The organism is Amaricoccus sp. (assembly GCF_017995835.1).
GTDB lineage: Bacteria > Pseudomonadota > Alphaproteobacteria > Rhodobacterales > Rhodobacteraceae > Amaricoccus.
Map to the genome: position 1 here is coordinate 1 of NZ_JAGOID010000088.1, position 13,515 is coordinate 13,515.

Consider the following 13,515-nt stretch of genomic DNA (forward strand, 5'->3'; position numbering starts at 1 on the left):
CCTTGGATCATCTCATCCGCCAAGCCGCCCTCGCGTAGAGCCGCCCGGCCTTTTGCTCCGGCTACGCAGCGGGGCCGCCCTTTCGAAGGTGGTCGCGTAGAAGCCGTCGATCCCCCCGCGACCCGGCCAGAAGTCCGGGCGCAACCGCAGGGCGCCCGCCGCGTCGACCCATTCCACCGGCGCGCCGATCGCCTTTGGATCCGCGGCGATGCGTCGCGCGTCCGGGCGCCCGGCGAGGAAGGCCGCCGCCTGGTCCTCGCCCTCGGCGGGCAGGATGGAGCAGGTGGCGTAGACGAGCCGCCCGCCCGGCGCGAGCCAGTCCCACGCGCGGGCGAAGAGGCGTGCCTGCAACTCGCGGAGCGGCTTCAGGTCGCGGGGCAGATGCGGCAGGTCGGGGTGGCGGCGGATGGTGCCGCTCGCCGAGCAGGGCGCGTCGAGCAAGATGGCGTCGTATTCGGCCTCGGGCTCCCAGCCGAAGGCGTCGGCGGCGACGACCCGGGCGGCGAGCCCGGTGCGGGCGAGGTTCTCGTCGAGCCGCTTGAGGCGCCCGGGTGAGACGTCGAGCGCGGTCACCTCGGCGCCGGCGGCGGCGAGTTGCAGCGTCTTGCCCCCGGGCGCGGCGCAGACGTCGAGGACGCGCCGGCCGCGGACAGAGCCGAGCAGACGCGCCGGCAGCGCCGCGCCGGCGTCCTGCACCCACCATGCGCCCTCGGCGAAACCCGGCAGCATGGAGACCTGCCCGCCGGCGACGCGGCGCAGGCTGCCGGTGGGCAGGATCTCCGCCGCCAGCGCCTCGGCCCAGCGGGCGGCCTCCGAGGGATCGCGGAGGGTGAGGTCGAGCGGCGCGGGGCGCCGATGCGCTGCCGCGATGGCGGCGGCGGCATCCAAGCCCCAGGCCGCGCCGACCGGCCCGGCGAGCCAGTTTGGCAGCGGGTCCTCTGGTGCTGCCTCCCAGGCGTCCCGCGCCTCGGCGACCCGGCGGGCGACCGCGTTCACGAGGCCGGCGAGATGGGTCGCCCGGCGTTGCGAGCGGACAAGACGGACGGCCCCGTCGACGGCGGCGTGGGGCGGCGTGCCGTCGACGAGCATCTCGGTCGCGGCGAGCCGAAGCGCATGGCGCGCGGGCGCCGGCGGCGGCTTGCGCAGGTGCGGTGCGAGGACGGCGTCGATACGGCCGAGGTGGCGCAGCGTCTCGCCGGCCAGCCGTTGCGCGCGGGCGCGCTCGGCGGGGGCGAGCGACGCGAGCGCGTCGGCCTGGTCGTCGAGCGTGCGGCCCGCGTCGAGCACGCCGGCGAGAAGCGTCGCCGCGGCGGCCCGCGCCGCGTGTCCGGGGGAGCTCACCGCATCCCGGGGCGGCGGCCGGCCGAGGGGATCGAGGTCGGCCGCGCTTCCCGCGGGGCGCGGTTCGTTCCGGGGTCGCGGAGCCCGGCCTCGTCGACCGTCGGCGTCTCGCCGCGGGGCATCGCGGCCGCCATCGCCTCGAGGGCGGCGATCCGGTTCTCGGTGCGCGGGTGGGTGGAGAAGAGGTTGTCCATGCGCGCGCCGGACAGCGGGTTGATGATGAAGAGCGGGGCGGAGGCAGGGTTGCGCTCGGCGCTCGCCATCGGGATGCGATGGGCGTAGGTCGCGATCTTGCGCAGCGCGTCGGCGAGGCCGATCGGGTCGCGGGCGATCTGCGCTCCCATCCTGTCGGCCGCATATTCGCGGGTGCGGCTGATCGTCATCTGGATCAGGGCCGCGGCCATCGGGGCGAACAGGACGGCCAGGATCATGCCGAACGGCCCGAGCGGATTGCGTTCGCGGTCCCCGCCGGCGCCCCCGAAGAAGAAGCCGAACTGCGCCAGCATCGAGATCGCGCCGGCGACGGTGGCGGCGATCGTCATCGTCAGGGTGTCGCGGTTCTTGATGTGGGCAAGCTCGTGCGCGATCACGCCGGCAAGCTCCTCGCGGGTCAGGAGCGCGAGGATGCCGGTGGTCGCGGCCACGGCGGCGTTGTCGGGGTTGCGGCCCGTCGCGAAGGCGTTCGGCTGGTCCTGGCGGATGACATAGACCTTGGGCATCGGCAGGTCCGCCTGCTTGGCCAGCGTCGCGACCATGTCCCAGAGATCCGGCGCGCTCGCCCGCGTCACCGGCTCGGCGCCGTGCATCCGCAGCACCATCTTGTCGGAGTTCCAGAAGGCGAGGGCATTCGTGCCGACCGCGAACAGGAAGGCGATCATCATGCCGCCCGTGCCGCCGATCAGGTAGCCCACGCCCATGAAGAGCGCGGTCAGCGCCGCGAGGAGCAGCATCGTCCGGAAGTAGTTCATCCCGCCCCTTGCCTTTCCGCCTCTGCCGGGCCATGCCAAGGCCATGACCGATCAGGAATATAGGTCCGCCGGCCCGGCCGAGAAAGAGGCCCGCATCGCCGCCGCCGCCGCCCGGGCGCTGGCAGAGGCGGCGGGGCGCCGGGCGAAGGCGAAGCCGCTCGACCTGCCGCCCGAGCTCGGCGGCCGCGACGGCCCGGAGCCCGTTCGCTTCGGCGACTGGGAGGTGAAGGGCATCGCCAGCGACTTCTGAACCGGGCCCGGGTCGGAGGCTTTGCCGTCAAGGGTTTACGGGTTCCCGACCGATGCACGACGCATATGCAATGCGTATGCATTCCATATGCATAGTAATCTGGTCGGGATAGAATCGTTAACGCGGCGGGGCGGCGGAGCCGGCGAAGTGCGCGTAGCGGCTTCGCTCGAATTCGACCAGCGACCACGTGCCCCAGTTGCTCCGCGCGAACTCGAATACTGACCAGGCGCCGACGACGATCAGCACGGCGGCGCCTAGGATCGCGAGCCACTTCGCGGCGCGGGGCAGAGGCGTTCGTCCCCGCAGCACCCGCCCGGCGACGTAGAGGACGAGCCAGATGGCGAGCGCCAGCCCGAGGATCGCGGCCCCGATTGCGGGCGACACGCTGCCGGGCGACAGCCACGCGACGGCGAGAAGCGTCGCGCCGATCAGCATCGCCAGCATCAGGAGCCTGCCGGCGAGGAGACCGTGATAGCCGCCCGGAGCCGCGAAGAGCGCCAGCCGGCCGGCCAGCACGCTCCCCGTCCGGAGCGGGCCGGCCAGCCGCGACGGCACGGCCCGGAGCGCGCCCCCCGGCGGCAGGTCGTCGAGCATCTGCGCGAGAATTCGCCCCGCCCGGCTGCCCCAGCCGGCGAGGTCGCGCGTGGCCGGCGGCAAGGGCTTGTCGTAGAGGCGCGCGAAGCTCTCGGCGCTGACGAAGGCCGCCGGCCTGTTCATCAGCCGCACGACCTGTCGCGCGACCCGCCTCCCGCTCGGGGTCTCGCCTCCGTCGCGGCCCTTCTCGTGCTCCTTTCCCTGCCAGATCAGGCGCCGCGCCATCGCCTCGCGGCGGCTCTTGCTGGCGGCTCCGAACTCCTGCCGCAGGATCGCCTCGCGCAGCCTGCCGATGTAACCGGCGCGCTTCGCGGCCTGGCCGGGCGACGGCATCAGGGCGGTCACGATGCGCTCGGCCCCGTCGAGGCGACCCCAGAGGATGTCGTGCTCGCGCCAGTCGCGGCTGAGAAAGCCGCCGAAGGCGCCGTAGCTGATGCCGGCGAGCTTGTCGGCCCGCCCGTCGAGGTCGCTGTCGGCCGGACTGATGCGGAAGACCTGCACCTCGGCGTGCTCCTCGGCGGAGGTGCCTTCGAGGAAGGGAAAGGTGACGATGTCGTGCCAGTGGAAGCCATCATAGGCGGCTGCGAAGGCGGGGTTTCCCGACTTCTTCAGCGCAGCCTGGATATCCGCGCTGCTCAAGTCGAACCGCTTGCGAAGGGCGGCTTCGATCGCGGCCATGGCATTGTCGACGAGATCCCTGATCTTGACGATCCTGCCGTCCGCGGTCTTGTGCGTTCCGGTTTCGTATACCGTTCTTGCGACCTCGTACTTTCCCTCGAGGCCGGGCTGCGCCGCGAAGTCCCGGTATCCGGGCGTGAGGGCGTCGAAGATCTTCCTGACGTCCGCGCTCCCGAGCAACGCCTCGCGATCGCCGGCGGTCGCGTGGGCCATCCGGCGCAGATGACCGAGCTGCGCCTCGACGACAGACCACAGCTCCCTGACCGCGGGCCACGACCCCCCGTCCGCCGGCTTGTGCGGCGGCAACGCCTTCGCGACCTCGGAGCGAAGGTGGACCAGCCGCCGCCGGCGGAAGTCGAGGTCGTATTCCGCCAGGAACTGCGTCTCCGAGAGCTTTTCCGGGTCGTTGGGCGCTGCCCGATATGCCGCATAGCGCGCGTCCCGCCAGGCGCGGACGACCTGTCGCAGATAGGCGGCGTGGCCGGATTCGGGCTGGACCCCGGCGAGACCCGCGACGAGGCCCGACAGCATGTCCGCCGTCCCGTAAACGCGCAGGTGGTGGTAGAGGGGGTACTGAGCCCCATAGCCCACCCTGCCTTCTTGTCCGTTCACGAGGTCGTCGAGATAGAGCCTTTCGATGTTGGCGGGCTTCGTCCCGGCGAGCAGAGCCCTGATCTGCGGGTTCTTCGTGTCCTCGCTCCAGCGATCGTGCAGCGCGCCGAGGCGTTCCAGCCTGCGGTTGATCGCGTTGATCTGCCGGATGTCCTCGCGGATCACCTCGCGCCGGGGGATGGTCGTCGCGGCCAGGCGGGCGTTGACGATGAAGTCGATCTCCTGCCCGGCGTTCTCGTCCTCGTCGTGGTCGGAGCCGGAACGGCCTTCGGGGAAGGGGTCGATGAAGAGGAGCTTGCGTTCGCCCGGCAGGCTCATCGGGCGGAACGGGATGAGGTCGATCGCGTAGCTGAACGGCTTGACGTCGAGATAGCCGCCGTCCGCGTAGGGCCGCGTCCTGTCGGCCTTGCCGCCGGGGAAGAAGCGGTCGAGGTCGTTCCTCTTGCGGAGCGGCGGGGCGTCGCCGAGGCGCATCGGCGGGAAGGCGATGGGGAAGGAAGCCGTGCAGCGGGCGGCGAAGGCGAGCATCGCGTCGTCGCCGAAGTCGTTGGAGCGGTCCTTCTCGTATGCGAACCTGAAGACGGTCTTGTGGACCGGCTCGTCGATGCTCGTGCCGGTCAGTTGGACCGGCTCGGGTCGACCCCGCAGGTCGGTCGCGGTGACGAAGAGGTCGATCATCTCGACGAGGGGCTTGCCGCTGCCCGCCTCGCCCATCCGCTTCAGGGTGTCGTGGACGAGGTCGTACAGCAGCTTGCCGTCGAGGAGCGACTCGCTGCGGCTCCAGCGGGCGCCGAGGCCCCGGTCGTCGAGGAGCTTGTCGATGTGGGCCTTGTCGGTCCAGGTGTCGCGCAGGACGTCGAGGTTCGCGCTGCCGGTGACGAGCGCCTTGGCCAGCGCGACGCCGTTGATGCCGCCGGCGGAGGTGCCGGAGATGATGTCGATCACGAAGCGCGTGCGCCCGCCGACGTGGAGATCCTCGGCGATCTCGCGGTAGATCCGTTCGACCTCGTCGAGCCCGGTTTCGTCGCTGCCGCCCCGGACCATGCGGAGCAGTTCCTGCGAGATGCCGTTCATGTAGATGGCGAGCGACGTGCCGCCATAGAGCACCACCGCGAAGCGGACCTCGCGAGTCGCCTGTGTCATGGTCTGCCCCCGAATTCAGTTGCCGCCGCAAGAAAATGGCCGTTCGTCTGCAATCGGGGAAAGTCTACAGCATGAGCGGCATCGGGGCTACACGCGCGACGATTGTCGCGGGCGGCGACTTGCGGGGGCGTTGCAGCGGCAGGTAGGATCCCGCCGGCTCGCGCCTCCCCGCGTGGCGGAACGGTAGACGCATGGGTCTTAAAAACCCTGTCCGAAAGGAGTGCCGGTTCGAGTCCGGCCGCGGGGACCAGTGCCGGGGCTCAGGCCGGTCGCAGGCGCAGGCGGATCGTCTTGGCGGCGCGGTCGAGTTCGAAGCGGCCGGTCTTCTCGATCAGCGTCGAGAGCTTCGGCGAGCCGTAGGTGCGGCTGTCGAAATCGGGCGCGATCTTCTGGAGCTGGTTGCCGAGCGCGGCGAGGGCGACCCAGCCGTCGTCCTCCTCGATCTCCTCGACGGCGGTGGTCAGCAGCGCTAGCGCCGCGGCCGGGCTCTCCTTGCGCGCGGCGGCGGGGTCGCCTTCGGGCGGCGCCGGCATCAGGTTCTCGGTGAAGAAGAACCGCTTGCAGGCCTGGCGGAAGGCTTCCGGCGTCTTGCGCTGGCCGAAGCCGAAGGCGTCGAGCCCCTGCTCGCGCACCCGCGCGGCGAGCCGGGTGAAGTCGCTGTCGGAGGAGACGAGGCAGAAGCCGTCGAAGCGGCCGGAGTGCAGGAGATCCATCGCGTCGATGACCAGCGCGATGTCGGCGGAGTTCTTGCCGGTGGTGTAGGCGAAGTTCTGCTGCGGCACGATCGCGTGGCGCGGCAGCGCCTCGGCCCATCCGCGCATCCGCGCGTCGGCGAAATCGCCATAGATGCGCCGCACGCTCGCCTCGCCGAGCTTGGCGATCTCGAGGAACAGGCCCTCGGCCACCCGCGCGGAGGTGTTGTCGGCGTCGATCAGCACCGCGAGGCGGGGGCTCCTGCCGTTGGTCATGGCCTGCATCCTCCGTTATGGCGTCAGCCTGCGCGATCGGGCCGGACCGCGCAAGCGAGCCTGCGAAGGGAAGAGCCATGATCTACGTCGACGCCGACGCCTGCCCGGTGAAGGACGAGATCCTGCGCGTCGCCGAGCGGCACGGGACGGAGGTGGTCTATGTCGCGAACGGCGGGATCCGCCCGACGACGCATCCGCTGGCGCGGGTCCGGATCGTTCCCGAGGGTCCGGATGCGGCGGACATGTGGATCGCCGGGCGGATCGGGCCGGGCGATCTGTGCGTCACCGCCGACATTCCGCTGGCGGCGCGCTGCGTGGCCGCCGGCGCGCGGGTGCTGAAGCCGAACGGCGAGGCGCTGACCGCCGCCAATGTCGGCGCGGCGCTGGCCACGCGCGACCTGATGGCCGACCTGCGCGCCGCCGATCCGTTCCGGCAGGGCGGCGGCCGTCCCTTCGGCCGGGCGGACCGCTCGCGCTTCCTCGACGCGCTGGAGCGGGAGCTGCGGCTCGCGCGGCGCTGACGAGGGGCATGCGTGCCGTCCGACGTCAGGCGATCTCCGCGAGGAGGGCGCGGGCGGCGGCGGCGGGGTCGGCGGCGGCGATGATGGGGCGGGCGACCACGATGCGGTCGGCCCCGGCGGCGAGCGCCGCGGCCGGGGTGGCGACGCGCTTCTGGTCGTGGGCCTCCGACCCGGCCGGGCGGACGCCGGGGGTGACGATCAGCCGGCCCGCGGCTTGCGGCAGGGCGCGGATGCGGGCGGCTTCTCGGGGCGAGGCGATCACCCCGTCGGCCCCCGCCTCGAAGGCGCGCAGGGCGCGCTCCGCCACGATGTCGGACATCGCGCCGGGCGCGATCAGCGCCGCGTCGAGGTCCGCGCGGTCGAGGGCGGTCAGGATGGTGACGGCGAGGATGCGGGTCGGCGCGTCGCCCCGCCCCTCGACGGCCGCGCGCACGACGTAAGGATCGCCGTGGACGGTCAGCAGGTCGGGGGCGAGCGTCGCCGTCAGGCCGCGGGCGGCGCGTTCGACCGTCGCCGGAATGTCGAAGAGCTTCATGTCGAGAAACACGTCGGCGCCGGCGGCCTTCAGTTCGGCCGCGAGCCCGAGGCCGCCGTCATGCAGGAGCCCGAGCCCGATCTTGTAGGCCGAGACCACGCCGGAGAGGCGGCTCGCCATGGCGCGGGCGGCGGGCGTGTCGTCGAGGTCGAGACCCACGATGAGGCGGGGATCGGGGAGGCGGGGATCGGGCACGAGCGTCCTCCGGTCGAAGCGGTCAGGCGAGGCGGTCGAATAGGAAGGCGGAGGTCGCCTGGCAAGCTCGACCTGTGTCGCCGCGCGCGTCGCCGCGCGCGCCACGGGCGGGAGGCCAGGGCCCGGACAGCTCTGCGGACCGACCGGCCGCGGGGCCGCCCGAAGGCCCGATTCCCTGCCGCCCACCGCCGTTCCGTTGACGCGAGATTAACGGAATCAATGATTTGCGCGGAGCCCGCCCCACCATTTCCGGGGGGTCAGTATTGGTGAGTTTAACGGCCCGGGGGCGCGTGCTATCGACGGCCATCCTGAATTCATTGACGCCGAGGGAACCATGACGAAGTCCGACTGGGTCATTGATATTCTGAGGGATATCCGGCAGTTTTCCGAAAAGAACGGCATGCCGGAGCTTGCGGAACAGCTCGACGACGCGATCTTCGTCGCAGCCCGGGAGATCGGCGCAAAACTTGACGCTGCGGGATCGAGCGAACTTGGCACGGGCAGAGCTAGAAGCCGTACTGGAACGGTTGCCGAGCACGAAGTCCATTGATGAGATCCATGTCTGGATCCATGAACTCCGGGACGTGCTTGGCGTAGATCACGTCATCTACCATACGGCGAACATCAGGGGCGAGCAGGTCGGAGCCTTCACGTATCCCCTGGAATGGGTCCGCCACTACATCGAAAGCGATTACCAGGCCATCGATCCCGTCCTCCTCGGCGCGGTGAAGCGGTTCCATCCCATCGACTGGAAGGCCCTCGACTGGTCGAGCCCGCACGCCCGCCAGATGATGCGCGAATCGCAGGCGGCCGGCCTCGGCAACCAGGGGTGGTCGATTCCGATCTGGGGACCCAAGGGCGAGTTCGCCATCTTCACCGTGAACCACCGGGCAACGGACGCGGAATGGGCGGCCTACACCCGTGATCGCGCCAAGGAGCTGCTGCTCGCGTCGCATCTCGTCCACCAGCACACCAAGCGCATCCTGAGCAACGAGGTCGAGCCGCCGACCACCGAGCTCTCGCCCCGCGAGCGCGAGGTGCTGTCGCGCCTCGGCCTCGGCGAGAGCCGGGCGCGGGTGGCCGACGCGCTGGAGATCTCCGAGAACACCCTGCGCGCCTACATCGACAGCGCCCGCCACAAGCTCGGCGCCGCCAACGTGACCCACGCGGTGGCGCTCGCCACGGCGCGCGGGATGATCGTCCCGTCCGGGGCGTTGCCGAAGTACTGAGAGCGGCGCACGGTCGGACTTCGTTAACCCCGGGCCGTCAACGCTTCCCTACCTCTGCCGCCACCTTCGCGTCGCGGCGGCGCGCGCCCCCGCGCGCCGTCCGTCGCCCCCTGCCGCCCCCGGGAGATCGCCCATGCCCCTCGACGTCGCCCCCGCCCCCGCCCCTGCCGCCGCCTTCGCCGGCCGGACCGTCCTCGTCAGCGGCGCCGCGCGGGGCATCGGCCTCGCCGTCGCCACGCGCTTCGCCGAGGCCGGCGCACGGGTGGTGATCGGCGACGTCCTGATCCCCGAGGGCCGCGCCGCCGCCGAGGCGCTCGCGGCGCAGGGCCGCGACGTGCGCTTCACGCCGCTCGACGTCAGCGACGAGCCGTCATGGAACGAGGCCGCGGCCTTCGCGCTCGAGATCGGCGGCCGCCTCGACGTGCTCGTCAACAACGCCGGCATCGAGATCACCACGCTGATCGCCGACGCCGACCCCGCGGCGTTCCGCCGCCTGTGCGACGTGAACCTCACCGGAGTTCTCCTCGGCATGAAGACGGCGTTCCGGGCGATGCGCCCGGGCGGCGCCGCCGGTCGGGGCGGCGCGATCGTCAACGTCTCGTCGACCGCGGCCCACACGGCCTTTCCCGCCACCGGCCCCTATGCCGCGACCAAGGCGGGGGTCGAGCGCCTGACCAAGGTCGGCGCGGTCGAGGCCGGCCGGCTCGGCTATGGCGTGCGGGTGAACTGCGTCCATCCCGGCGTGGTGGCCACCGCGCTCAGCGCCGGCTCGGGGCGCAGGCTGATCGAGATGGGCCTGTTCCCCGACGAGGCGGAGTTGCAGGCCTTCATGCTCGCCCAGACGCCGCTCGGCCGGTTCGGCGCTCCCGGCGACGTCGCCGAGACGGTCGCCTTCCTCGCCTCGGACGCCGCCGCCTATGTCACCGGCGCCGGGGTGCCCGTCGCCGGCGGCATGGGCGTCTGAGCGAGCGCCCCCGGCGGTTCCCCGGTGGAGAACGGGCTTGTGTCGTTCCGGGTATGTGCTAGTTTCGTTCCATGGGGGCACAACGGCATCGCACCGGAATGGGGGCGCAACGGCATCACACCGGAATCGCAGCGGAAGAGGCCGCGGCCGGGCGCTATGCCGCCGAGGGCGGCCGGATCCGCGCCAGCCGCTGGCGCTGTCCCGAGGGCGAGATCGACCTCGTCGTCGAGCTTCCGGGCGAACTGGTCTTCGTCGAGGTCAAGGCGCGCCGGGCCCACGGAGCGTCGGCGGTGACGGCGCGGCAATGGGCGCGGATCGGCGCTGCCGCGACCCGATACCTTGCCGAGCGCACCGACGGAACCTTGCCCTGTCGCTTCGACCTCGCGCTCGTCGACGGCGCCGGCCGGCTCGAGCGCATCGAGAACGCCCGCTCCTTCGACGAATGGTAGGCGTTCCGGCCGGAGGCCGCGACCCCGGTTCGCGGCGTCCGGCCGGACCCGGGCGCCGCGTCGACGTCCCGCCAGCGGGGCCGTTGTGCGCGCGGCGCTCTGCATCGTCGTGACCGCGGCGCCGTCTCCCGCGGGAACCGGCCGCGAACGGCCGGCGGGTGATTCGGAACCGCGGCAGGGTCCGTCCGGGGCGCCGTCAGTAGGCGTACTCGGCGTAGATCGGTGACAGGTCGCCGTTCCACCGGCCTTCGTATCGGGCGAGCATCTCGTCGGCCGAAGTCTCTCCGGCGTCGACGATCTCGTGGAGCGCGTTGAGGAAGTGGGTCTCGTCCGGGATCGTGCCTCCGGCGCCGGGCCGGGCGCGCGCCGCGAGGCCGGTCCGGGCGATGGCGAGGACGTCGCGGGCGAAGTCGCGCATGGTCCGGCCGCGGATCTCGGCGGCGAGGCCGTAGCGGGCGGCGTCGTGGCGCAGGGTTTCGCGCTCCTCGGCCGTCCAGTCCTTGCAGAGGTCCCAGGCCGCGGCGAGGGCCGCGTCGTCGTAGAGCAGCCCGACCCAGAGCCCGGGAAGCGCGCAGAGCCGGCGCCACGGGCCGCCGTCGGCGCCGCGCATCTCCATGAACCGCTTCAGCCGCACCTCGGGGAAGATCGTCGTCAGGTGGTCGGCCCAGTCGGAGAGGGTCGGCTTCTCGCCGGGCAGCGCCGGCAGCCGCCCGGCGAGGAAGTCGCGGAAGCTCTGCCCCAGCGCGTCGATGTAGCGGCCGTCGCGGTAGACGAAGTACATCGGCACGTCGAGCGCGTAGTCCACGTAGCGCTCGAAGCCGAAGCCGGGCTCGAAGACGAAGGGCAGCATCCCGGTGCGCGCCGGGTCGAGGTCGCGCCAGATCCGTGCGCGCCAGGACTTCCAGCCGTTCACCCGGCCCTCGAAGAACGGCGAGGCGGCGAAGAGCGCGGTGGCCACCGGTTGCAGCGCCAGCGAGGTGCGCAGCTTCAGCGTCATGTCCGCCTCGGAGGCGAAGTCGAGGTTCACCTGCACCGTGCAGGTCCGGTACATCATCATCTTTCCGGTCGTGCCGACCCGGTCCATGTAGGGGGTCATCAGGGCGTAGCGCCCCTTGGGCATCACCGGCATCTGCTCGTGCGTCCACTCCGGCGCGGCGCCGAGGCCCATGAACCCGGCGCCGATGTCGTCGGCGATCGCCTTCACCTCGCGCAGGTGTTCGTTCACCTCGTCGCAGGTCTGGTGGATGGTCTCGAGCGGCGCGCCGGACAGTTCGAGCTGGCCGCCGGGCTCGAGGCTGACGTTGGCGCCGTCCATCGTGAGTCCGATCAGCTTGCCTCCCTCGCGGACCTCGGCCCAGCCGAAGCGGTCGCGCAGGCCCTCGAGCATGGCGAGGATCGAGGTCGGTCCCTCGTAGGGGAGCGGCAGGCGCCGGGCGAGGTCGAAGCCGAACTTCTCGTGCTCGGTGCCGATGCGCCACTCCGCGCGCGGCCGGCAGCCGGAGGCAAGGTACTCCGCCAGTTCCTCGGGCCGCTCGATCGGGCCGCCGCCGGATTGTGGGATCGACATGGGCCTGACCTCTCGCGCCGTTCGCGGGGCAACGCCTAGCCGCCGTCGCCAGCTTGTGCAAGCGGGAGAACGGCGCGGCGCCCCGGGGGCGCGGCCGCATCGCCAAGCTGCTGAAACGAAAGGAGCGGCTGCGCGCGTCCGGACGACAGCCCGCTAGCGCAGGAGCGGTCGCACGCGTCCGTCCGCCTGCCAGATCGGCCCTGCGCCCTCGGCGGCGGCGGCGAGGTCGAGGCCCGGGAGCGAGGCGAGGGCGTCGGGGATGCGCTCGGCCCCGACCGCGCCGAAGGGGATCACCAGCGTCGTCCCGTCCTCGCCGCGGAGCGTCCAGGCGCGGTCGCCGGAGCCGGGCTGCCCCGAGACCGCGACCAGGGCGAGGGTCGAGAGGTCGATGAAGCCGCCGCCGGTCGGGCCGAAGACGCCGATGCGGCCCTCGTCGATCAGCACGACCCCGGGCGCCGGGCCCTCGGCGGCGAGGCGGAAGCGGGCGATTGCGCCCGCGGCGAGCGCGAAGCCGGTCGCCGCGAGGACCATGCCGGCGACCAGCACGAGCGCGTCCACCCGGACGTAGCCGCGCCAGATCAGCCACAGCCCGAGGCACAGCGCGAGGGTCCAGAGGACGATCTCGCGCTTCTGTCGCGCCGCCTCGTCGGTCATCGCCAGTCCCCGAGCGCCGCCTGCCAGAGCGTGATCGCCGCCACGGCCGCGGTGTCGGCGCGCAGCACCCGCGGCCCGAGCGTGACCGGCAGCACGAAGGGGAGCCGGCGCAGCCGGTCGGCCTCCTCCGGCGCGAAGCCGCCCACCGGCCCGGTCAGGATGGCCCAGGGCCCCGGCTGCGCCCCGACCAGCGCCTGCTGCGCCGGGCGGGCGGCGCGGCTCTCGTCGCAGAACATCAGCCGCCGCGCCGGGTCCCAGCCGTCGAGGAGGGCGTCGAGGCGGACGGGGTCGGCCACCTCCGGCACGCAGGTCTCGCCGCACTGCTCCGCCGCCTCGATCGCGTGGGCGCGAAGCCGGTCCGGGCGCACCCGCTCGGCGACGGTGAAGCGGGTCATCACCGGCACGACCCGCGCGCAACCGAGTTCCGTCGCCTTCTCGACGATGAAGTCGGTGCGCGCCTTCCTGATCGGCGCGAAGGCGAGCCACAGGTCCGGCGGCGTCCGCTGCGGCTGGCCCGGGCGGCGGGCCACCAGCGCGCCGCCGCGGCGGCCGGCGGGGCGGGCCTCGGCGATCCACTCGCCGTCGCGGCCGTTGAAGGCCGCCACCGGCGCGCCGGGGCCGAGGCGCATCACCGTGAACAGGTAGTGCGCCTGCTCGGCGGTCAGCGCGACTTCGGCGCCGGGGCCGAGGTCCGCCTCCACAAAGAGCCTGATCTTCCCGTCGCGATCTGTCATAGGAGCCCCATGAGACACCCTGTGTCAAGCTGCGAGTGTATTGTGGGCGACCGCGGCGCTGTGCAGCGCCGGGTCGTAGAGGGCGCCGTCCGTCCAGGTGCGCCAGAGCACGC

Annotated in this window: 14 protein-coding genes and 1 tRNA gene; 7 read left to right on the plus strand and 8 right to left on the minus strand. The window is 72.3% G+C overall.

Features of this window, described 5'->3' with window-relative positions:
- Nucleotides 1-12: 12 nt before the first annotated feature.
- Together KBA23_RS12755 and htpX are read right to left on the minus strand one after the other, a co-directional pair.
- Nucleotides 13-1,341: a transcription antitermination factor NusB gene (locus tag KBA23_RS12755; protein WP_290741507.1), complete on the minus strand. Its 1,329-nt coding sequence runs from the start codon at nucleotides 1,339-1,341 to the stop codon at nucleotides 13-15.
- Nucleotides 1,338-2,309, minus strand: a complete 972-nt coding sequence (gene htpX / locus KBA23_RS12760) for a zinc metalloprotease HtpX (protein ID WP_290741509.1) — start codon at nucleotides 2,307-2,309, stop codon at nucleotides 1,338-1,340. Before htpX ends, KBA23_RS12755 begins: the two co-directional genes overlap by 4 nt.
- Nucleotides 2,310-2,352: 43 nt before the next feature.
- Here htpX and KBA23_RS12765 point away from each other — a divergent pair, with 43 nt between their 5' ends.
- A complete protein-coding gene (locus KBA23_RS12765) occupies nucleotides 2,353-2,559 on the plus strand; it encodes a DUF1674 domain-containing protein (RefSeq protein WP_290741511.1) in 207 nt (68 codons plus the stop codon).
- A 117-nt stretch (nucleotides 2,560-2,676) separates the two neighbouring features.
- On the opposite strand, the gene KBA23_RS12770 is transcribed toward KBA23_RS12765, so the two are convergent.
- Nucleotides 2,677-5,586 (minus strand): patatin-like protein, encoded by a 2,910-nt coding sequence (locus KBA23_RS12770; protein WP_290741513.1) that lies wholly within the window; start codon nucleotides 5,584-5,586, stop codon nucleotides 2,677-2,679.
- Between the two features lie 166 nt (nucleotides 5,587-5,752).
- On the opposite strand from KBA23_RS12770, the gene KBA23_RS12775 reads away from it, so the two are divergent.
- A tRNA-Leu gene (locus KBA23_RS12775) sits at nucleotides 5,753-5,836 on the plus strand.
- A 10-nt stretch (nucleotides 5,837-5,846) separates the two neighbouring features.
- Here KBA23_RS12775 and KBA23_RS12780 read toward each other — a convergent pair.
- Nucleotides 5,847-6,554 carry an NYN domain-containing protein gene (locus KBA23_RS12780; protein ID WP_290741515.1) on the minus strand — a complete coding sequence of 236 codons (708 nt, stop codon included), beginning with the start codon at nucleotides 6,552-6,554 and terminating at the stop codon, nucleotides 5,847-5,849.
- A gap of 77 nt (nucleotides 6,555-6,631) precedes the next feature.
- Between KBA23_RS12780 and KBA23_RS12785 the strand changes: the two genes are divergently transcribed.
- The gene (locus KBA23_RS12785; protein ID WP_290741517.1) at nucleotides 6,632-7,075 is read left to right on the plus strand and encodes a YaiI/YqxD family protein; all 444 of its coding nucleotides are present in this window, start codon (nucleotides 6,632-6,634) and stop codon (nucleotides 7,073-7,075) included.
- Between the two features lie 25 nt (nucleotides 7,076-7,100).
- Here the strand turns inward: KBA23_RS12785 and pyrF are convergent, their stop codons facing one another.
- Entirely contained in the window at nucleotides 7,101-7,805 is a 705-nt protein-coding gene (gene pyrF, locus KBA23_RS12790; protein ID WP_290741518.1) for an orotidine-5'-phosphate decarboxylase, read from the minus strand.
- Between the two features lie 334 nt (nucleotides 7,806-8,139).
- On the opposite strand from pyrF, the gene KBA23_RS12795 reads away from it, so the two are divergent.
- The 4 genes from KBA23_RS12795 to KBA23_RS12810 all read left to right on the plus strand — a co-directional run bounded on the left by KBA23_RS12795 (nucleotide 8,140) and on the right by KBA23_RS12810 (nucleotide 10,447).
- Nucleotides 8,140-8,355 carry a hypothetical protein gene (locus tag KBA23_RS12795; RefSeq protein WP_290741520.1) on the plus strand — a complete coding sequence of 72 codons (216 nt, stop codon included), beginning with the start codon at nucleotides 8,140-8,142 and terminating at the stop codon, nucleotides 8,353-8,355.
- Nucleotides 8,333-9,034: a LuxR family transcriptional regulator gene (locus tag KBA23_RS12800; RefSeq protein ID WP_366935314.1), complete on the plus strand. Its 702-nt coding sequence runs from the start codon at nucleotides 8,333-8,335 to the stop codon at nucleotides 9,032-9,034. Before KBA23_RS12795 ends, KBA23_RS12800 begins: the two co-directional genes overlap by 23 nt.
- A gap of 133 nt (nucleotides 9,035-9,167) precedes the next feature.
- Complete coding sequence (locus KBA23_RS12805; RefSeq protein WP_290741524.1) at nucleotides 9,168-9,998, plus strand: SDR family NAD(P)-dependent oxidoreductase; 831 nt, start codon at nucleotides 9,168-9,170, stop codon at nucleotides 9,996-9,998.
- A 71-nt stretch (nucleotides 9,999-10,069) separates the two neighbouring features.
- Nucleotides 10,070-10,447 (plus strand): YraN family protein, encoded by a 378-nt coding sequence (locus KBA23_RS12810; protein ID WP_290741527.1) that lies wholly within the window; start codon nucleotides 10,070-10,072, stop codon nucleotides 10,445-10,447.
- Nucleotides 10,448-10,643: 196 nt separating this feature from the next.
- On the opposite strand, the gene KBA23_RS12815 is transcribed toward KBA23_RS12810, so the two are convergent.
- From KBA23_RS12815 to KBA23_RS12825, 3 genes are all read right to left on the minus strand, one after another.
- Nucleotides 10,644-12,014: a glutamate--cysteine ligase gene (locus KBA23_RS12815; protein WP_290741528.1), complete on the minus strand. Its 1,371-nt coding sequence runs from the start codon at nucleotides 12,012-12,014 to the stop codon at nucleotides 10,644-10,646.
- 153 nt (nucleotides 12,015-12,167) lie between these two features.
- Nucleotides 12,168-12,668, minus strand: a complete 501-nt coding sequence (locus KBA23_RS12820; protein ID WP_290741530.1) for a hypothetical protein — start codon at nucleotides 12,666-12,668, stop codon at nucleotides 12,168-12,170.
- Nucleotides 12,665-13,402: a 16S rRNA (uracil(1498)-N(3))-methyltransferase gene (locus tag KBA23_RS12825; RefSeq protein ID WP_290741532.1), complete on the minus strand. Its 738-nt coding sequence runs from the start codon at nucleotides 13,400-13,402 to the stop codon at nucleotides 12,665-12,667. The genes KBA23_RS12820 and KBA23_RS12825 overlap by 4 nt, the downstream gene beginning before the upstream one ends.
- Nucleotides 13,403-13,515: the final 113 nt, after the last annotated feature.